At 72.9% G+C, this 18,557-nt stretch carries 18 protein-coding genes; 2 read left to right on the forward strand and 16 right to left on the reverse strand.

Annotated elements, in window-relative coordinates:
• Positions 1-7: 7 nt before the first annotated feature.
• From MTQ01_RS23730 to MTQ01_RS23745, 4 genes are read right to left on the reverse strand one after another with little or no spacing between them, the layout of a single operon-like run.
• Positions 8-955, reverse strand: coding sequence for a pyridoxal phosphate-dependent aminotransferase (locus MTQ01_RS23730; protein WP_247492913.1), 948 nt, complete (start codon positions 953-955; stop codon positions 8-10).
• An 8-nt stretch (positions 956-963) separates the two neighbouring features.
• Positions 964-1,470, reverse strand: a complete 507-nt coding sequence (locus MTQ01_RS23735; RefSeq protein ID WP_247492914.1) for a hypothetical protein — start codon at positions 1,468-1,470, stop codon at positions 964-966.
• Entirely contained in the window at positions 1,467-2,456 is a 990-nt protein-coding gene (locus MTQ01_RS23740; protein ID WP_247492915.1) for a hypothetical protein, read from the reverse strand. Before MTQ01_RS23740 ends, MTQ01_RS23735 begins: the two co-directional genes overlap by 4 nt.
• Positions 2,453-3,922: a nucleotidyltransferase family protein gene (locus tag MTQ01_RS23745; RefSeq protein ID WP_247492916.1), complete on the reverse strand. Its 1,470-nt coding sequence runs from the start codon at positions 3,920-3,922 to the stop codon at positions 2,453-2,455. The genes MTQ01_RS23740 and MTQ01_RS23745 overlap by 4 nt, the downstream gene beginning before the upstream one ends.
• Positions 3,923-4,013: 91 nt before the next feature.
• On the opposite strand from MTQ01_RS23745, the gene MTQ01_RS23750 reads away from it, so the two are divergent.
• Positions 4,014-5,345 carry an amidohydrolase family protein gene (locus MTQ01_RS23750; RefSeq protein WP_247492917.1) on the forward strand — a complete coding sequence of 444 codons (1,332 nt, stop codon included), beginning with the start codon at positions 4,014-4,016 and terminating at the stop codon, positions 5,343-5,345.
• Here MTQ01_RS23750 and MTQ01_RS23755 read toward each other — a convergent pair.
• The 11 genes from MTQ01_RS23755 to MTQ01_RS23805 form a co-directional block, all read right to left on the reverse strand.
• Positions 5,336-6,061: a hypothetical protein gene (locus tag MTQ01_RS23755; protein WP_247492918.1), complete on the reverse strand. Its 726-nt coding sequence runs from the start codon at positions 6,059-6,061 to the stop codon at positions 5,336-5,338. The genes MTQ01_RS23750 and MTQ01_RS23755 overlap by 10 nt on opposite strands.
• Positions 6,058-7,182 carry an FAD-dependent oxidoreductase gene (locus tag MTQ01_RS23760; RefSeq protein ID WP_247492919.1) on the reverse strand — a complete coding sequence of 375 codons (1,125 nt, stop codon included), beginning with the start codon at positions 7,180-7,182 and terminating at the stop codon, positions 6,058-6,060. The genes MTQ01_RS23755 and MTQ01_RS23760 overlap by 4 nt, the downstream gene beginning before the upstream one ends.
• The gene (gene thiD / locus MTQ01_RS23765; protein WP_247492920.1) at positions 7,176-8,000 is read right to left on the reverse strand and encodes a bifunctional hydroxymethylpyrimidine kinase/phosphomethylpyrimidine kinase; all 825 of its coding nucleotides are present in this window, start codon (positions 7,998-8,000) and stop codon (positions 7,176-7,178) included. Before thiD ends, MTQ01_RS23760 begins: the two co-directional genes overlap by 7 nt.
• The gene (locus tag MTQ01_RS23770; RefSeq protein ID WP_247492921.1) at positions 7,997-8,509 is read right to left on the reverse strand and encodes a nucleoside 2-deoxyribosyltransferase; all 513 of its coding nucleotides are present in this window, start codon (positions 8,507-8,509) and stop codon (positions 7,997-7,999) included. The genes thiD and MTQ01_RS23770 overlap by 4 nt, the downstream gene beginning before the upstream one ends.
• Positions 8,496-9,512 (reverse strand): thymidylate synthase, encoded by a 1,017-nt coding sequence (locus MTQ01_RS23775; protein WP_247492922.1) that lies wholly within the window; start codon positions 9,510-9,512, stop codon positions 8,496-8,498. Before MTQ01_RS23775 ends, MTQ01_RS23770 begins: the two co-directional genes overlap by 14 nt.
• Positions 9,509-10,339: a hypothetical protein gene (locus MTQ01_RS23780; RefSeq protein ID WP_247492923.1), complete on the reverse strand. Its 831-nt coding sequence runs from the start codon at positions 10,337-10,339 to the stop codon at positions 9,509-9,511. Before MTQ01_RS23780 ends, MTQ01_RS23775 begins: the two co-directional genes overlap by 4 nt.
• On the reverse strand, positions 10,336-11,385 hold the full coding sequence (locus tag MTQ01_RS23785) for a hypothetical protein (protein WP_247492924.1): 1,050 nt from the start codon (positions 11,383-11,385) through the stop codon (positions 10,336-10,338). Before MTQ01_RS23785 ends, MTQ01_RS23780 begins: the two co-directional genes overlap by 4 nt.
• Positions 11,382-12,329 carry an aminoglycoside phosphotransferase family protein gene (locus tag MTQ01_RS23790; RefSeq protein WP_247492925.1) on the reverse strand — a complete coding sequence of 316 codons (948 nt, stop codon included), beginning with the start codon at positions 12,327-12,329 and terminating at the stop codon, positions 11,382-11,384. Before MTQ01_RS23790 ends, MTQ01_RS23785 begins: the two co-directional genes overlap by 4 nt.
• Positions 12,326-13,591, reverse strand: coding sequence for a radical SAM/SPASM domain-containing protein (locus tag MTQ01_RS23795; protein ID WP_247492926.1), 1,266 nt, complete (start codon positions 13,589-13,591; stop codon positions 12,326-12,328). The genes MTQ01_RS23790 and MTQ01_RS23795 overlap by 4 nt, the downstream gene beginning before the upstream one ends.
• 57 nt (positions 13,592-13,648) lie before the next feature.
• The gene (locus MTQ01_RS23800) at positions 13,649-15,241 is read right to left on the reverse strand and encodes a B12-binding domain-containing radical SAM protein (protein WP_247492927.1); all 1,593 of its coding nucleotides are present in this window, start codon (positions 15,239-15,241) and stop codon (positions 13,649-13,651) included.
• Positions 15,242-15,462: 221 nt separating this feature from the next.
• Complete coding sequence (locus MTQ01_RS23805) at positions 15,463-15,681, reverse strand: DUF4287 domain-containing protein (protein ID WP_247492928.1); 219 nt, start codon at positions 15,679-15,681, stop codon at positions 15,463-15,465.
• A 285-nt stretch (positions 15,682-15,966) separates the two neighbouring features.
• Between MTQ01_RS23805 and MTQ01_RS23810 the strand changes: the two genes are divergently transcribed.
• Positions 15,967-16,587: a TetR/AcrR family transcriptional regulator gene (locus tag MTQ01_RS23810; protein WP_247492929.1), complete on the forward strand. Its 621-nt coding sequence runs from the start codon at positions 15,967-15,969 to the stop codon at positions 16,585-16,587.
• Between the two features lie 124 nt (positions 16,588-16,711).
• On the opposite strand, the gene MTQ01_RS23815 is transcribed toward MTQ01_RS23810, so the two are convergent.
• Entirely contained in the window at positions 16,712-18,235 is a 1,524-nt protein-coding gene (locus MTQ01_RS23815) for a catalase (protein WP_247492930.1), read from the reverse strand.
• Positions 18,236-18,557 lie beyond the last annotated feature (322 nt).

Genomic DNA, 18,557 nt, shown 5'->3' on the forward strand with positions numbered 1-18,557 from the left:
GGTGGGGCTACGGGTGGGGCAGGAGACCGAGTGCGCGGTGGTCGCAGTCGGCGGGGCAGCCCAGGAAGCACAGCCGCACCGTGCCTGCCGGAGCCCCGAAGTCCTGGCCGTCGCCGACGCGCAGACCGTGCTCGCGCCGCAGATGCTCCACCGGCTCCCGGACGTCCAGTCGCAGCAGCACGCTGGCGCCGCCGTGCGGCCGGTGGCCGGAGAGGGCCGAGGCGTGGGCCGTGAGTGCGGCCACCGTTCGGCAGCGCTCCAACAGCCGCCGGAATCCCCCGTCCTCGGCGAAGCGGGACCAGGCCCGCTGCCAGACCGTGGGCGGGGCGGCGGCGCGCAGATGCGCCTCGATCTGCGGCGGGACCGTGTCACCGTGCAGCCACCCCAGCCGGGCCCACGGTCCGGCGGCCTTGGTCATCGATCCGGCGACGAAGGCCCCCGGCACCCGCAGTGCGTCCGCGGTCGCCCCGGTGGTGAAGAACCGGTACGTCTCGTTCTGCACCAGGACCCCGCCGTCGGCGACGAACTCGGCCAGGCGGTCGGCGGTCGCACGGTCCAGGCTCCAGCCGTCGGGGTTGCGCCACGGCGAGGTGATCCACAGCAGATGTTCGCGGGCCGGGCGGGCGATCCGCAGCGCCTCCTCCAACTCGGCCCGCAGCACCCGGGCCCCGCACCGCTCGAAGGCGGTGACCACGCCGAGATAGCTGGGCCTCTCCACCACGACCGTGCGTCCCAGCAGCGCGAACGGCGCCACCAGCGGCCGGATTCCGGAGGTGACGAGCGGGCCGCCCTCCGCCCCGGGCAGTTCGAGCACCGCGCCCAGTGCGGCCCGCAGCCCGGGGTCTCCCCGCCAGGGCGGCCGGGTGTCCCAGCCCGGCTCACCGGCCGCCCGGTGGAGGCAGCGTCGCCACAGTTGCGCCAGGTCCTCGGGCCACCGGTGTGCGGCCCCGGTCACGTCGTGCATCACAGCCCCGAACGGTCCCAGTCCAGCGCGCCGAGCCCCAGCGCGGACCTGAAGCGGGCGATCTGCGCGGTGGCCCGGACGGTGGCGGCGTGCCGTCCGGCCCGCCGTATCACCGGCAGTTCGAACGGCAGCCGTGTGCGGAGCGCCGCGTCCTGCTCGTCGACGGCCGCGCGGGCGAGCTCCGCGTCGGCCGCGGTGGCCCGGTAGGAGAGCGGCAGGGTGCGCAGCGCCGCCGCCACGGGGTGGTCCGAGGAGGCGATGAGCACATGCAGGTGCTCACGCTCGGGCACCGACTTCATCCCGTCCAGGCAGCAGTGGCACACCAGCATCGCCTGCAGGGCCTTGGCGCACGCCTCGACGCACAGGTCCCAGGCGCCGGTGTCGTGTGCCGCCCCGATGTCGTCCAGCGTGGGATCGACCGAACGGGCGTACCGCCAGGCCGCGTTGGCGCCGTGGGTCGCGAGCCACGGGCCGTCGATCCCGTCGCCGGAGGAGAGAACAGTCATGACTGCAACCTTTCGCGCACCGCGTCCGGGTCGGCGGTCAAGTCGAGTTGGGCACGTCGGAGAGCGTCCAGCAGCCGGCCCGGCGGGTGTTCTTCCAGCACTCGGGCGAGAGGGCCCTCGGTCTCCAACCACTCGGTGAACAGACGGTCGTGCCGATTGGTCAGATAGCTGCGCCCGGCCAGCTCGGTGCGACGCAGGCCCTCGGCAGGGCGTACGCGGACCGCCTCCAGCACATCGGACGGCGTGCGACCGAGCAGTGCCAGCAGTGCGGCGCCGCCGTCGGCGGGCACGCCCGGTTCGGGCAGTGGCAGCCCGAGTCGGTGGGCGCGCGCGGGCAGCCACTTCTCCCCCGTGGTCACCTCGCCCGCGGCCCGGCAGCGCACCTCCAGCACCCCGCGCGCCGCGCGGTTCCACAGATAGCCGCACGCCTGCGCGCTCCAGACGTCCGCCCCGTCCCGGGCGGCACGGTCGGCGAGCAGTGCGGCGGCGGCCTCCGTCAGGGCCCGGTCGAAGGCCTGCCGCACCATCGCGGGCAGCAGCACCCGTACCTCCTCCTCGGTGAACACCGCACCGGTCCCGGCGCCCAGCGGGGCGGCGTGCACCCAGCGGCAGAGCCAGCGCCGCTGCGCCCCGCGCACCGCGGGCTCCAGCGCGATCCGGCCGAACGGCCCCCGGGCGACCGGGACTTCACTGAGCCGGGCCACCTCCTGGGCGGGCCAACTGGCGGGGAACAGCTCCACGTCCACCGCGGTCTCGCCCACATGGCGCAGCCGGGGCCCGACGGGCTCCTCCAGTCCGTCGACCAGGATGTGCACATCCACGTCGCTGCGGGCGTTGCCGAAGCCGGAGGCGAGCGAGCCGACGAGGTAGCGCGGTCCGTCCGCCCTCTCCCGGTCCAGGAGCGCGGTGACCGCGTCGGTGGTCAGCCCGACGGTCGCGAGTGCCTCGTCGGCGGCGGGCGGGCGCAGCGCTGCGGAGCCGGTCATCGCGCTGCCTCCCCCGCGTCGCGGACCACCGCTCGCGGCAGCGCGCCCCACACCGTGGAGACGAAGACCGAGGAGCCGTAGGTCAGCGTCCGGTGGCCGGCCGACCAGCGCAGCCCGCCCTCCGGTGTGTCCGCGCCCGCCGCTTCCCCGACCGGCGGCGGGGAGGTGGCGGTGCCTGCGGAGGCGGCGGCATCCGCGGGGTCATCGGTGTCCGCGGGGGCGCCGGGGCCTGTGGGACCTGCGGGATCCGCGGACGGCGGGAGCGGATCGCCCGGCCAGCGGTCGGCCGCGTCCGCGCCCTGTTGGTGGAGGGTACGGGCCAGTTCGAGGGGGACGAGCCGCACACAGCGCCACGGCGCGGGCCGACGGGACAGCGCGGGTGCCGCGACCACGCGCGGGCGGGTGGGCAGCGCGTAGAAGGCGAGTGCGCCGAGGACCGCGCCGACGCGGGAGGGCAGCGAGGCGGTGTGCGCACCGGCCTGCCCGAAGGCCCGGCCGGTGGTGCGCAGTACGCGGACCGGAGCGGTGCGCGCCATCAGCCCGGTGGCGACCACCGGTCCGGCGGTGCGCCGGGGGCCCGCCCCGATCAGGCGCTCCAGGGCCGTGCGCTGGGCGGCGTCGGTGCGGGTGATCTCCAGGACGACGCGTGCGATGTCCGCCAGATGACCGTCCAGCACGACGGCGCGGGCGTCGGCCGCCAGTGCGTCGATCTCGGCCGGCCCGAGGCTGCGGGCGGCGACCCAGAGGTCGTTGACGTCCTTGACGGTGATGTGCACGTCTCCGCCGCTGTTGCCCAGCATCGGTCGCAGGTTCGCCACCCGCGGCAACGGGTGCAGGCCCGGTCGGGTCGGCTCGGGCAGCGGCAGCAGTCCGCAGTGCCCGGTGGAGTAGCCGGGGCCGAAGTGGATGTCGACGGCGGCGAACCCGTTCGGGCCGGTGAGCTTGTACTGCCCGTAGGGCGCTCCGTCCAGGGTCCGTTTGATCCACGGCAGTTCGCCGTGGTCGGTGCGGTAGCCGTGCCGCCGCAGCCGGTCGGCGAGGGCCATCGCCCGGTCGGCTCCGCCGACGCAGACGTCCGCGTCGCGCAGTTCGCGCAGCGTGGACCGCGGGTAGTCGATCCGGCTGGAGAGGCCCTTGATGCCCCACACCGGGATGTCGAGTTCGGTGCCCAGCCGGTCGAGAAGCGCGGTCGCCGCGTCCAGGGCTGCGGCGCGCCGGATCCGCTCCTGGACGAACGGCTCCAATTCGCGGGCGAGTTGGTCGCCGCCGTCCGCGGTCGCGAGGTGGTCCGCGGCGATGAGCACGATCCGGTTGCGCCGGATCACGTCGGCGACGCGGTCCAGCGGGCGCTCCCCGCGGGCCACCAGTGCGTCGATCCGCTCAAGTGTCTCCGCGACGGGCGCCGCCGGGGCGAGGGCTCCCAGTTGCAGCTCCGGATACGCGGCCGGGGCACGGGTGTTGGGCATGGTGGTCTCCTGGCAGGGGTCGGGCCTCCGGCAGCGCCTGCTTGGCCGGATCGGGACGGGCGGGCAGGGCTGCGGTGGACATAATCGGGGGATGGTCGCTCAACCGGCCCGCGGAGCGGGAGAAGCAGTCGAACCGGCGCAACTGGTGGTCAGGGACGCCCGGTTGACCGATCGCACGGAGCCGGTGGACATCCTGGTGCGCGAGGGGCGGTTCGCCCGGATCGGTGGCCGCGCCGGGGGCGGCGCACCGGCCGCCGCCCATGTCATCGAGGCCGACGGGCGGTTGGTGGTGCCCCCGTTCGTCGACACCCACATGCATCTGGACTCCGCGCTCACCCTGGATCCGGCCGACCCCAACCGCTCGGGAACGCTGCGGGAGGGGATCGAGGTCTGGGGACGGAGCAAGGCCCGGCTGACGGGCCGCCGGATCCACCGCAACGCGCGCGAGGTGCTGCGCTGGATGATCGCGGCCGGCACCCTGCACGTGCGCTGCCACGTGGACATCAGCCCCGGCGCCCCGGACGCGCTGAGCGCCCTGATCGACCTGCGGGAGGAGGCCCGCGGCGTCTGCGACGTGCAGCTGGTGGCCTTCCCCCAGGACGGGCTGCTGCGCGAGCCCGGCCAGCGCGAGGCGCTGCGCGCCGCCATGGCCCGGGGGTGCGACGTGGTCGGCGGGATCCCGCACTACGAGCGCACGCCCCGGGACGCGGAGCGGCACGTCAGGGAGATCTTCGACGTGGCCCAGGAGTTCGACGCCGACGTGGACCCGCACTGCGACGAGACCGACGATCCGGGTTCCCGTCTGGCCGAGGCGGTGGCCCGCGAGACGCTCGCCCGCGGCCGGCAGGGCCGGGTCTCGCTCGGGCACTGCACCGCCATGGCCGCCTACTCCCCGGACACCCTGGCGTCGGCGACCGCCCTGCTCGCCCGCGCCGGCATCGCGGTGGTGGCCAACCCGATGGTCAACGCGGTGCTCCAGGGACGCGGCGACCCGCCGCCGGTGCGCCGCGGCATGGCGCCCGTGGCGCAGCTGCTGGAGGCCGGCGTCACGGTGGCGTTCGGGCAGGACTCGGTGCTGGACGCCTGGCTTCCGCTGGGCACCGGGGACATGCTCGCCGTCGCTCAGACGGGCGCGCTTTTCGGCCACCTCACCGGGTACGAGCAGCTGGCCGGAGCGCTCGACCTGGTGACCGGAGCGGGCGCCCGGACGATGCGGCTGGGCGAGCGCTACGGCATCGTCGAGGGCCGCCCCGCCGACTTCGTGCTGCTGGACGCCTGCGACCCGGTGGAGGCGCTGCGGCTGCTGCCCGCCCGGCTGCACGTGGTGCGGCACGGCCGTGAGGTCGCCCGTACCAGCAGCCCGCGCGGCGAGCTGGTCGGCGGCTTCGCGCCCGGTGCGGTGGACCTCGGCCGTCACCGGTAGTCCCGCGCGGCCGTCGCTCGGGCGGCTCGGGCAACGGCGCCGCCCGGCCAGGCGCCGTCGAGTTCCCAGGCCGCGTCGAAGACCCGTACCTGGTGCTCCAGGCTGCGCCGGTAGAGCCGCTCCAGCGCGGCCCGTTCGGCGGCGCTGCCCTCGGCCGCCGCCTCCTCCACCACGCGGGCGTGCGCCGCGCACATCTGCGTACGGGTGCGGCGGGTGTACATGTCCGCCCAGCGGCGGTAGGCGGGCGGGCCGGGTATCGCACTGTCCGCGAACCGCTCCCCGATCACCTCGGTGAACAGCGAGCACGGATACACGGAGGCGGCGATCTGGGCGAAGGTGCCCTCGTAGCCCACCCGCACCAGGTGGTTGAGGTATCCCTCGCGCGCCGGGGAGCAGGTCCAGCGGTCGGCGGCGAGCTCCGCGGCGAAGCCGAGCTCCTCGACCAGGGAGCGCTTCTCGCCGAGTTCGCCGACCGTGGACAGATCGTCCAGGACGTGGGCGGCGGCCTTGGCCCACTCGTGCCCGACGGGGGCCTTGGCGATCCCCAGGGCGAGGGTGCGGTTGAACTCGGCGACGTGCGGGCCGTCGTCGAGCTGGAAGAAGGCGAAGCGCTCCGGGCTCAGTGTGCCCGCCGCCATCGCCTCGATCCACGGGTGGTGGCGGTACGCCTCCCAGACGTCGGCGCACTGCCGTCGGCACTCCTGGAGGAAACTCACGGGTGCTCCTTCCATCGTCCGAAGCGGAATCCGGCGTGCAGCGTCTGCTGCTCCGCCGTCGGTCGGGCGCTCCCGTGCTGGTCGGCGGCGAGCAGGTCGACGAGCAGTTCGGCCGAGCCGGGGCCGGCGATGTAGCCCTCGCCGCCGTGTCCGAAGCAGCCGTAGAGACCCGGTGCCAGACGGTCGACGACGGGGACGCGGTCGGGCAGGAAGGGCCGCAAACCACCGCGCTGAGCGGTGATCCTCAGCCGGGCCGTCCCCGGCACCAGTGCGTCGGCGCGGTGCAGGATGCGCGTCGCGAGATCCTCCGGCTCCGCCTCGTCGTGCGGGTACCAGGAACCGCCGAGGACCAGGGCGCCGTCCGGCGCCTGGTGGGCCAGGAGCGCCACCGAGCGCGGCACCCCGATGACCGACTCGGCCAGGATCCGTTCGAGGGTGAACGGTGCGGGCTCGGTGACGATCACCCGCCCGTTCACCGGGGTGAGCGGCACGTGCAGCCCGAGCGGGGCGAGCAGGGACCGGGCGCCGGTGCCGGCGGCGATCACGACGCGGGGCGCCGTCAGCCGTTCGCCGTCGGCGCGTACGAGGGCCCATCCCGCCGCGCCCGCCTCCTGGAGCCTCAACGGCCCCAGTCCCAGGCGCAGTTGTGCGCCGGCGCCGGTGGCCTCGGCCAGCAGCGCGCCGAGGACCGCCGCCGGTTCGATGCGTCGGCCCTCGGAGAGCAGCAGGCCCGACTCGGCCAGTGGGCCCAGAGCGGGTTCCAGCGCGCGCAGTTCCTCCCCGGTGAGCGTGGCTGCGTCCGGGAAGGTCCGCGGTGCGGCGCCGGAGCCTGCCGCACCGGGGGCGGAGAGCACGAGCGTGCCGGCGGGTTCGGCGTCCCAGGGCATCCCGGTGCGTTCCGCGAGCTCGGTGTAGAGGGCCAGGCTGCGCCGGAACAGCGGCCGCAGCCCGGGCGAGGGCGGTACGAGCTGGCCCTGCGCGCCGAGCGAGGCCCCGGCACCGGCCGTTCCGGAGTCCAGCAGGGTGACGGCCGCTCCCCGGCGCGCGAGCAGCCAAGCCGTGGAGAGCCCGACGACTCCCGCGCCGAGGACCGCCACGTCGCAGCCGAGCGGGGTCACCACGGCGGGCCTTCGGCGGTCGGCCCGACCGGATGCAGCTCGACCGGATGGCGGCCGGCCCCGACGTCCGCGGCGCCGCGTTCGATGGCGAGCGAGACGGCGGCGTGCGCGGTGCGCGCGGCGCGGGTGAGCGGCATGCCCTGGGCGAGGAACGCGGTGAGCAGCGCGGAGTGTGCGCAGCCGGCGCCGTGGTCGCAGCCGGAGACGCGTCGGGGTCCGGTGATCTCGTGATGCCGTTCGCCGTCGAAGAGCAGGTCGCCCGCGCCGGTGGGGAACGCGTCGGTGATGATCGCGGCGCGCGCTCCGAGTTCGACGATCGCCTCGGCCAGCTTCCTCGGGTCGCTCTCCTCCTCCAGCAGCGTCAGCCGCCGTGCTTCGGCCAGGTTCGGGGTCGCCACCCAGGTCAGCGGCAGCAAGCCCTCGCGCACCGCGGTGACCGCGTCCTCCTCGCCGCCCAGTGCGGAGCCGGCCGCGCTGATCATCACCGGGTCGAGGACGACCGGAACCTCGTCCAGCCAGACCAGGCGGTCCACCAGCAGCCAGACCAGTTCGGCGCTCCAGGTGGTGCCGATCTTCACCGCGTCCGTGCCGATGTCCTCGAGCACCGCCCGGAGTTGGTGGCCGACCATCCCGGTGTCGATCGACGCGGTGGCGGTCACTCCCGTGGTGTTCTGCGCCGTGACTCCGACGAGCGCGCTGGCGCCGTAGACGCCGGCCCGGGCGAACGCCTTGAGGTCGCCTTGGATGCCCGCCCCGCCGCCGGAGTCGGAGGAGCCGATGGTCAGGCAGCGGACGCGCGGTCCGGTCGGTGTGCCGCTCATGCCGGCGCCCCCGTCCTGGCCGCGTCCGACCCGGCAGCCCCGGTACCGGCCGCCTCTGTCACGGCCCGGCACACCTCCGCGGGGTCGCCGGTGTGCTCCAGGAGCCGTACGGGGGCGATGCCCGGCAGTCCGGCGACCAGCGCCGCGCACTCGGTGTCCGGTTCCACCAGGACGACGGTGGGGCGGCCGAGCGCGGAGGCCCAGCCGAGTTCGACATGGGTGCCCGGGGAGGCGGGCCGGCCGGGGAAGGCCACGAACACCGAGCACTCCCGCATCCATTCCCAGTCGCGCCGGGTGCACTCGCGGTCGCTGACCAGGCCCGCGCCCCAGTCCTCGGTGCGGTGGGCGCTCAGGACCCGCCATCCCCTTTCCTCGAACGCGTCGATCAGGCTGGTGTAGCGGGCCCGGTCCGCTTCGCGGAGCCGTCCGGTGACCGGGTCGATCAGCCCCTTGAAGGGGCCGCCCAGGAAGACGGTCGGGTGCGCGGATTCCGGTTCAGACTGCGGCATCGGTCTCCTCCAGTGAGGACGGGGCCGCTTCCAGCACGGGGAAACGGCGGTGCATCAGACGGCGGTAGAGCGGCGGCAGCGAATCGGCCAGGCCGGCGGCGGGCTCTGCGGCGAGCGCCCGCCGGTGCAGCTCGAAGAGGGTCACCACGTGCGCCCAGTAGGCGGGCAGGCCCAGTGCCGCGATCCCGTCGGATTCCAGCCGCAGTGCTCCCGTGCGCAGGCCCTCCTCGACCTCCAGTACGCGGGCGAGGTGGGGCCGGTGGTCCCCCTCTGGGAGCGGGGGCATGCGGTCGGTGGACGGGCGGCCGAGTGCGTCCTCCTCCATCAGGCGCACGGCACCGGCCACGTCGGGGCGGTAGAGGTGCAGCGACCCGGCGACGTGGGTGTAGGTCCCCACCGGCACCCGCAGCTGCCGTGCCATCACCTCCTGGAGGAAGGTGAAGGAGAAGACGTCGCTGACCATGCCGCGGTAGGCGTCGTTGGCGCGCATGTAGGCGACGGCGTGCAGGCTGCCCTCGCGCAGCAGGAACTGCAGGGCGAGGGTGCAGGCGACGTCCGGGTTGGCCGGGACGAGCAGTTCGCGCGGTTCGAATATCTGGATGACGGCGCGTTTGGTGTCCGGGTCCTGACGGATCGTCTCCGCCACCGAGGCCCACTGGTCGAGTGCGCCGGCGCCGTGGCGGAAGATCCGCGGCCCGTAGGCGGTGCCGGTCAGACGCCTGCCGTCGGCGGAGTACCGGGCGACGCTCGGCGCGTAGTGCGCGAGCAGGGCCAGGTCGTCGCGCCCCGAGAGGTACCAGAGGGCCTCGGCGAAGTTGAAGACCAGATTGGTGCGCCTGGCCGGGTGCGTGACCAGGCGGCGCAGCGGGTCGTCGAGGGTGAAGGCGACACCGAGGACTTCCTGACTGTCGTGTCCGCGGGGCGCGTTGCGGAACTGCGGCCGGTGGAGCAGCTCGTCCAGGTGGTGCAGATAGGCGTCCTGGAGCCCCGGGAAGCTGTTCACAGCAGGTCCTCGGGGAAGGAGGAGAACATGTCGCGGTGGTTGCCGGTGGCCACGCGGTCGCAGCCGCACTTCTCGGCGGGGTCGTCGCCGCGGGTGGCCAGTCCGGCCTCGATGATGCGCTCGAAGCTCTCGCGGCCGTCGGCTATCGCCTGCCGGGAGCGGGCGCGGAAGACGTCGGGGTCCTGCTCGGACTCGTTCTTCATGTCGTGGTAGGAGTCGATCGCGACGGCTATCGCGGCGTAGTGCCGGTGGCGCAGCCGCGCCAGGGTGAACTCCGGGTCCAGGGTCTGCCCGACCAGCCGGACTCCCAGCTTCTCCATCAGGTTCAGCTCGGCGTCCGTCTCGATCCGGGCGAAGCCGTAGAAGTTGAAGTACACGCCGCTCTCGTGCACGGCCGTGCCGGTCTCCCGCGCCCCGCGGATGAGGAGCGAGCGCAGCACGGGGCAGAAGGCCGGGACGACATGGGCGTTGCTGAAGCGGCCGTTGCCGGTCGGCATGCTGACGCTGGGGCCGGAGAAGCTGATCAGGTCGTGCGGGATGACGAGGTCGCCGCCGCGCACCGACTTGTCGACCCCGCCGACGACGTAGGTGCCGATCTGGTGGTCCACCTCCAGCGCGTCGAAGGCGCTCTGGTTGGCCTCGTAGGGGATTTCCCAGCTCGGCGTGCGCCGGCCGGGGAAGCGTCCGTAGAGGAAGTGGGTCTCCACCCCGTGCAGGGTGCCGCTGAAAATGCGGTCCACCGGGCCCTGGGGGGTGACGACCCGGTTGCGTCGGAACTCCTTCTCCCGGATCAGGTTCTCGGCACGCAGCACGACTCCGAGCTTCATACCGCGCTCACCGCCCCGGCGGGGGCGGTGGAGGGGGCCGGCGACGCGAGGCCGCGGGCGAAGTCCAGGAAGTCGTCGACCCAGCCGCCGGCGGGGTGGACGTAGCGGTGGAACCGCAGCGACCCCACCACGGAGTCGAGGACGTCGGCGGTCAGTGAGGGCGGCGGGGCGCCGAGGAAGTCGAGCAGTTCGAAGCGCCGTCGGTCGGCGGCCTCTTCCAGGTATGCGCGCAGCACGGCGGCTGCCTCCTTGTCCTCGAGTGGGTGGGCGTCCGATCGGCCGGGGCCCGCGGGCCGGTCCGGCTCGCAGATCAGCTCGATCAGTACGTGGGCCGGAGCCCGGGTGAGCACCGAGCCGCCCAGCCGCTCGACCGCTCCGGGTGCCAGGAATCGTTTCTCGGGGCGGTTGGAGGGGTGTGTGCCGGCCGCCTCGGCGAGGTGCCGGGCCGACAGTCGGGGCCGGTGCTCGCCCAGCGACTCCGTCCGGATGCCCACCGAGCGCGGTCCGCCGACCATCTGCCAGTTCTCCGCGCGCTCCACCAGCAGGACGTCGTCGTTGGAGATCAGTGCGCCGCCGCTGCGGACCATGGACAGCGCGGCGGTGGTCTTCCCGGCCATCTTCTCGCCCGTCAGGATGATGCCGGTGCCGGCCAGTTGGACCGCCGCGCCGTGCAGCGGGACGGCGCCCGCCCCGATCGCCACCGCCCGGCTGAGGGTGCGGGCATAACGCAGCCCGATCACCGGCAGCCACCGGGCCTCGGCGCAGCGCACGGTGATCCGGCGGGCCGCCCGGTCGAAGTGCGTGCGGTGCGCGGCGGTGCCGTCCGGTTCGGCCTCCGCCGGGCCCTCGACGGGCCCTCGGACCAGGTCCAGCTGCCAGTGGCGCTCCCCGGCCGGGGGCGGGTGCCCGGGGCCGGGCAGCGGCGGGAAGAAGGGCGCGGCCAGCTCCTCCAGCGAGGCCACCGTGTCCGGTTCTCCCGTGACGGTCAGCGTGATGCCGGCCGCCGGTACGGCCAGCGGACGGGCCGTCGAGCTCTTGGTCGTCATCGCAGTGCTTTCAGGATCGCGAGGCCCTCGGCCTCGAAGGCGGGATCGTCGGTGCGCCGTGCCGCGGTGAGCGTGCTCAGTGCGCAGGAGAGGCGGGCGAAGTCGAGCAGTACCGGGTCGGGCGGTCCCGGGTCCGTGCCGCGCTCGCCCCGGTAGGCGGCGGTGAACGCGGCACGGCCGGCCGGGAGCGCGGCCAGTTCCCGGTCCCACAGCCGCTGCAGATCGGTCTCGAACGGGCCGAGCGCGGCCCGTTCGAAGTCGAAGACGACCTCGCGGCCCCCGGCTCCGCGGGCGACGTTGCGCAACGAGTAGTCGCCGTGCAGCAGCACCCGCGGGGCTCCCGTCGCACGTCGGTCGGCCTCCCGCGCCAGCTCGTTCGGGGCCCCTTTCGCCGGTGTCTCCGGCCGGTCGCGGACCAGTGCGTACAGGTCCGGCGCCTGGCCGGCGAGCGCCTCCCACTGCGTTTCGAGCTGCTCCTCGCAGGAGGCCGGTTGCGGTGTCGACGCGGTGCCGGTCGGCGGGACGATGTCGGGCGGCGGGACGGTGTCGTGCACGGCGGCCAGCAGTCGTCCCGCGGTTGCGGCGGAGTCGGCGGTGTGCCGCAGCGGGTGGAGGTCCTCCCAGCCGAAGACCGCGTACGCGCCGAGCCCCGCGGCCGTCCCGCCGTCCAGCAGACGTGTGCTGTGCCCGGGACCGACCGCCGGGGCGACCAGCCGTTCGGTGGCGGCCCGGTCGTTGCGCGCGTACAGCTTCACGAAGACCTCGCGCCCCAGGGCCGTGCCGCGGAACCAGGCGTTCGCCGACCGCTCCTTGAAGCCCGCGGCCCGTACCTGGGTCAGATGGTCCGCCCCGGCCCGGGCCGCCAGCCGATCGGCCACCTGCTGCGGCAACAGATCGACCGGCGCCCCGTCCAGGACCGCGCCGCTCCCGGACGGCTCACTCACTTCGGCTTGCCGATCCAGGTGCACAGGTAGTCCATGTGCACCAGACGCTTGTCGGTCGGCACGGTGGGCTGCTGCGGGAACTCCTGCTTGGGCGCGACGTCCTTGGGGCAGTACGGGTCGCGGACGAACAGCGAGCGCTTGCCGGTCTCGTGCGCGTGGTGCAGGTAGGAGCGCCCGGCACAGCCTCCGCGGCAGGCCTGCAGCAGCTCGCACCCCGCGCAGCCCTCCAGCAGCTCCGGGTTGGCGTTGCGGCGGCGGAAGGAGGCGAACTGCGGGGACCGGATGATGTCGTACAGGTCGTCGACCCGCAGGTCGCCCACCTTGTAGTCGTGCAGGTACACGCAGGGCGAGACCGGTATGCGTCCGTCCGGGGTGATGGAGTGGATGCGGAACGAAGTCCGGCCGCAGGGGCAGCCCTTGGCGTTCTGGTAGTCCGTCACCGCTGCGATCGGCGGCTCGCCGAGGTCGACCGGTGAGCAGTGCTTCATCAGGAAGGAGAAGCCCTCGTAGTACTGCTCCGCGGGCAGCAGCGAGTCCATGTGCTTGGACTCGACGGGCTTGATGGGGTTGATCCGGATGTGCGCGTCGTACTCGACCGCCAGCTCCAGCAGGCCCTCCAGATGGGCCTGGGTGAAGTTCCAGTTCATCGCGCACATGATGATCGAGTGGTCGAGGCCGTACTCCTTGGCCAGTTCGAGGGTGCGGATCGCCTGCTTGTAGATCTTCGCGCCGCGGTTGGCGTTGTGTTCGCCCTCGAACGGGGAGTCGAAGCTGATGTCGAGGTCGTTGAGGCGCCGCCAGCTCGCGTTGTGGTCCCGCTCCAGATGCAGGGCCGTGATGCCGGAGGTGGTGAGTCCGACGATGATGCCGGCGTCGGTCAGGCCGTCGATGATCCGCGGCAGCATGGTGTTCTTGGGGTTCGGCCCGTTGGTGAAGAGCGGTTCGTTGCCGCCCAGGTTCACCGTTTCGACTCCGTTCAACGCCAGTTGCTCGACGATGCGGTCGACGATCTCCGGGGTGAAGTCCATGCCCTTCTCACGGGCGGACATCGAGTAGCAGTGGGTGCAGCGGTAGGGGCAGTCGTTGCCGAGCGTCCAGCCGATGTTCTTGATGTCGATCGGGCACTCCTCCGCCTCCTCGTGCTCGATCGGGCCCACCGGCCTGGTGAAGTGCTCTTTGGCGTCGACCACTTCGAGCGGCAGCGACTTGCGCTTCCAGGGGAGTTCGACCTGGGGACTCTGCTCTTCGGACACGGTGACCACGGCCTTTCCGTAGGTGGGGGTGAACGGGAGGAGCGGGGGGCGGAATGGATCAGCGGGTCAGCACAGGAAGGGGTTGTCGTCCGCGTCGTAGACGAGCCCGACCTTGCGGTACGCCTCCTTCACGCGTGTGTCGAACGCCCGGTAGCGCGGGGCGGTGCGGACGAGTTCCGCCTCGATCAGCTCGCGGGTCTCCGCTTCGAGGTGCTCGGTGGCGGTGGGACCGGCGGCGACGTCGAGCAGCAGCCGGAAGAGGTCCAGGTCCGTCCGGCGCAGATCGATGGAGAGGCCGTGCATCAGGGCGAGTTCGGCGTCGTCCAGGGCCTTGGGGGCCGAGAGCGGGTCGATGGCCTTGTCGTAGACCGCCGCGTGCTCCTTCTGCCAGCGCTTGAGCGCGCCGTAGACGCACCGCACGCGGGGGTCCAGCACGTCGTAGCGGGTGTTGCCGAGCGCGTCCTGGTCGATCTGCAGACCGCCGCGCCTGGTCAGCGTCCTGGTGAAGTTGGTGCCGGCCGCGGCGTACATCTCGGTGAAGATGCCCTTGGAGATCGTCCACGTGTAGCGGCGCATCGCGGCGTAGTTGTCCTCGAGTTCCGCCAGCGTGGTGCGGTCGTCGAAGAGGATGTGCCCGGCCTGGACGTAGATGCCGTGCGCGCGGAAACGGTCCAGGGCGGCGTAGTTCTGCTCCACGGTGGCCCGTTTGGCCATGCGGCGCAGGGCGGACTGCGAGAAGTTCTCGATGCCGCAGGAGAAGGAGAAGAACCCGGCCCGCGCGAGTTCCCGGACCACGTCCTCCTCGGCGCGGTCGGCGCGTATCGAGCCGCGCAGCCTCGGGCTCACTCCGCGGGCCTCGAACTCGTCGGCGAGTTCGGCGCACCAGGCGGCGTCCCGCGGCGGCTCGACCAGCGAATCGTCGATGACCTTGAAGTACCGGGCGCCGGCTTCCCACAGCTGCTCGATCTCGTCGGCGACGTCCCGGATGCTGCGCTGACGCCAGTTCGAGCCGCCGCCGACCCGCTCGAAGGCGATGATGGAGCAGAAAGTACAGGTGGCCTGGCATCCGCGGGCCGTCTGCAGATGGACCAGGCTGCGCCGCGCGATCGTCAGGTCGAGGGTGTCGCGGTGCGGGTGCGGCAGCTGCGAGAAGGGGAGCTTGGGAGCGGGCTCGAAGTTGTGCCGCAGCGCCCCGTCCTCCTCGCGGAAGCTCAGGCCGGGGATGCTCTCCAGCCGGGGCGTGCCGGTGTGCACGTGCTCCGCGAGCATGCGCATCGGCAGCTCGCCCTCGCCGCGCACCACGGCGTCGAAGCCGGCCTCCAGGAACTCCGTGGCGTGGAAGGTGGGGCCGTAGCCCCCGGCCACGGTCAGCGGCCGGACCCCGGCCCGCTGCACCAGATGCATGGCCTCGATGGCGCGCATCATGTTGCTGCGGTAGCAGGCGAAACCCACCAGGGAGGGGCGAGCTTCGACGATGCGCCGGGCCAGCGCCTCCACGTCGATCCCCTGCAACCACCCGTCGACGAGCTCGACCCGGTGCCCCTCCTGACGCAGGTAGGCGGCGAGGTATCCGAGACCGAGGTTCTCCTCCGCGGTACGGTGCGTGACCGGCGAGGGCGTGGCCAGCACTATGCGGACCTGGCCGTTCCGTCTGCTCATGGCGTTCAGGATCACCGCCGGCGATCTCTGCCCGGTCGGCGTCGGATCGCCGCCGGATGCCGTCGCCCCGATGCCTCGGTGTCCGCACGCCTGCGTCCCGCCACGCCGAGCGCGGAAGGATCACTCGGCGCGCACGGTCCCGGCCGGGCCGCCGGGGCCCGGCGACCGCCGGCTCAGCGGCGCCGGGCCGTGACACTCCCCCGACGAGCGTCAGTCACGGCTCACTTCGCGTTCTTGCCGTCCTCGGCGAGGGTGTGTGCGACGAGCGCGTTGGCGTGGCCGTGGCCCAGCCCGTGCTCGGTCTTGAGCCAGGCGACGAGTTCCATGTGCTTGGACAGCGGCGAGCTGCGGATCAGCTCCTTCCACTCGCCGATCGGTCGGCCGTACTTCTTCTCGATCGAGGGGAAGTAGCTGGCGGGGCCCTTCACTTGTTCGGCCATGGTCCTCGTTCCATCCGTTCGTGCTCGGTGACCGCGGGGGTCGGGGGTGCTCGGTGGGTCGGGTGCTCGGTGGTCGTGCCGGTGCTCAGCTGCGGGCGGCACGGTGCTCACGGACGTGCCGGGGATCGTCTGCCGACAGCCGGAGGGCGACCGGACGTGACGGTCCGCGCCATGTGCTGCCGTCCCGGAGAACAGCCCGAGAACCAGAAGGTTCGGCACAGAAGAACTGGACGGTACAGTACGCATCGCGGAACTGGACTGTCCAGTACTGATTCGGGAGACGGAATGACACCGAGCGAAACCGGCCGGTCCGCCCTCAAGCGGCGGCAGATCACGGAGGCGGCGACCAGCGCGTTCCTGAGCAAGGGCTACGCCGGCACCAGCATGGACGACATCGCGAAGCTGGCCGCGGTCTCCAAGCAGACCGTCTACAAGCACTTCTCCGACAAGGAGAAGCTGTTCGCCGAGATCGTGCTGGCCACCACCGACCGGATCGACGGCATGCTCGAACTGGTGGGCCGGGTCCCGGCCGACGCCGATGCCCTGGAAGAGAGCCTGACCGGTCTCGCCCGCCGGTTCCTCTCCGCGCTCACCCAGCCCCAGGTCCTTCAGCTGCGGCGCCTGGTCATCGCCAACGCGGACGCCTTCCCCGAACTGGGCGCCGACTGGTACCAGCAGGGGTTCGAGCGGGTCCTCACCACTCTGGCGGCCACCTTCGAGGACCTCACCGAGCGGGGACTGCTGCGCTGCGAGGACCCGCTCCTGGCCGCCCACCACTTCTCCGGGCTGCTGCTGTGGATCCCCGTGAACAAGGCCATGTTCCACGGCAGTCTCCAGGACAGCGAGGCCGACCTCGACCGCTGTGCCGCCGCCGGCGTACGCGCCTTCCTCGCCGCCTACCGCTGACCGGCGCCGGCGGACCCGGGCGGGCCCACCCGCTGCCGCCGCCCCGCTTCGCGCCGGGCGCCCGCGCCGGAACGGCGGGCCGCGGCGCCCCCGTTGACGAGGACGCCGCGGCCCGCCGGGCGGGTCACGCCTTGCGCTGCATACTGCTGCGGGCCGGGTTCGCCTGCTGCTCCGCCTTGGGGTCCTTCTCGCCCTGCTTGGCCCGTACGCCCTCCTCGATCCGGGCGCCGACGTCCGGGTCGATGTTGCGCCAGTAGGTGAAGGCGCGCACCAGTACGGGTTCGGTGACGCCGTTCAGCAGGTGCCCGACGACGTTGTCCACCAGCCGTTCGCGCGCCGCGTCGTCGAGCACCTCCCGCACCATCGTCCCGGCCTGTCCCCAGTCGTCGTCCTCGGCGTGCGAGACGTAGGCGGTACGAGTGATCTCACCGTCGGCGTGCCAGCTGGGAGGGTTGCCGTGGCGGTCGGTGTCTGCGGCCGGGCCTCCCTTGCTGTTGGGCGCGTACACGGGGTCGGAGGTCAGCCGGTAGGCCATCGCCCCGTCCTTGGAGTAGGTGTTCACCGGGGCCACCGGGGCGTTGACCGGCAGCTGCTGGTAGTTGCCGCCGATCCGGTAGCGGTGCGAGTCCGCGTAGGAGAAGAGCCGCGCCAGCAGCATCCGGTCCGGGCTCGGGCCGATCCCGGGGACGAGGTTGTTGGGCTGGAACGCGGCCTGCTCGATCTGGGCGTGGTTGTCGGTGGGGTTGCGGTCGAGCGTCATCGTGCCGACCTCGTGCAGCGGGTAGTCCCCGTGCGGCCACACCTTGGTCAGGTCGAACGGGTTGAACCGGTAGCCGGGCGCGTCGTCGTAGGGCATCAGCTGCACGTACAGCGTCCAGCTCGGGTACTCGCCGTCGCGGATGTGCTCGAAGAGATCACGGGTGTGGTAGTCCGTGTCGGCCGAGGCCATCTGGTCGGCCTCGTGCTGGGTGAAGTGCTCGATGCCCTGGTCGGTCTTGAAGTGGTACTTGACCCAGAACCGCTCGCCCGAGGCGTTGATCCACATGTACGTGTGCGAGGTGTAGCCGTTCATGTGGCGCCAGGTGCGCGGGATGCCGCGGTCCCCCATCAGCCAGGTGACCTGGTGCGCCGTCTCCGGGGAGAGCGTCCAGAAGTCCCACTGCATGTCGTGGTCGCGCAGGTTGTTGTCGGCGCGGCGCTTCTGGGAGCGGATGAAGTGCTGGAACTTCATCGGGTCCTTGACGAAGAACACCGGAGTGTTGTTGCCGACCATGTCGTAGTTGCCCTCGCTGGTGTAGAACTTCACCGCGAAGCCGCGCGGGTCGCGCCAGGTGTCCGGGCTCCCGCGCTCCCCCGCCACGGTGGAGAAGCGCGCCACCAGCTCCGTCGTGGTGCCGGGCTGGAAGAGGGCCGCCCGCGTGTAGGCGCTGACGTCGCCGGTCACCCGGAAGTTGCCGAACGCGCCGCTGCCCTTGGCGTGCGGCTGGCGCTCGGGGATGCGCTCCCGGTTGAACTGGGCCATCTGCTCGATGAGATAGGCGTCCTGGAGCAGGATGGGGCCGCCTGCGCCGACGGTGAGTGAGTGTTCGTCGCTCTCGACGGGCGCGCCCGCGTCGGTCGTCGTCGGGGTGTGCTGACTCTTCGCCATCGACGCTGTCTCCTTCGACTGGTGAGTGGTCTGCGCGCGGTCGTCCGCCCGGCTGCCGGGCGGTACGGCCGTCGCGGCTGGTTCGGTGCGGCGGGGCCGTGCCGGAAGTGCCGGCCCCGCCGAGCCGAACGCGGTACCGGAACGGGTCCTGTTCCGGGTTCTGCGGCAAGGCTCCCGCTCGCACCGGAGTCCTGCTGTGCGCCGCGCCGACCCCGGGCCGGCACGCACCCGCCGCCCGGGTGCGTGCCGCGGCGACGAACCGCGGTGCGACCCGCCCGGCGAATGTCGCTCACAGGGCGGGTTCGGGACGGCCGCCACCGTG

The organism is Streptomyces sp. XM4193, from assembly GCF_023072595.1.
In the GTDB taxonomy this organism is placed as follows: Bacteria; Actinomycetota; Actinomycetes; order Streptomycetales; family Streptomycetaceae; genus Streptomyces.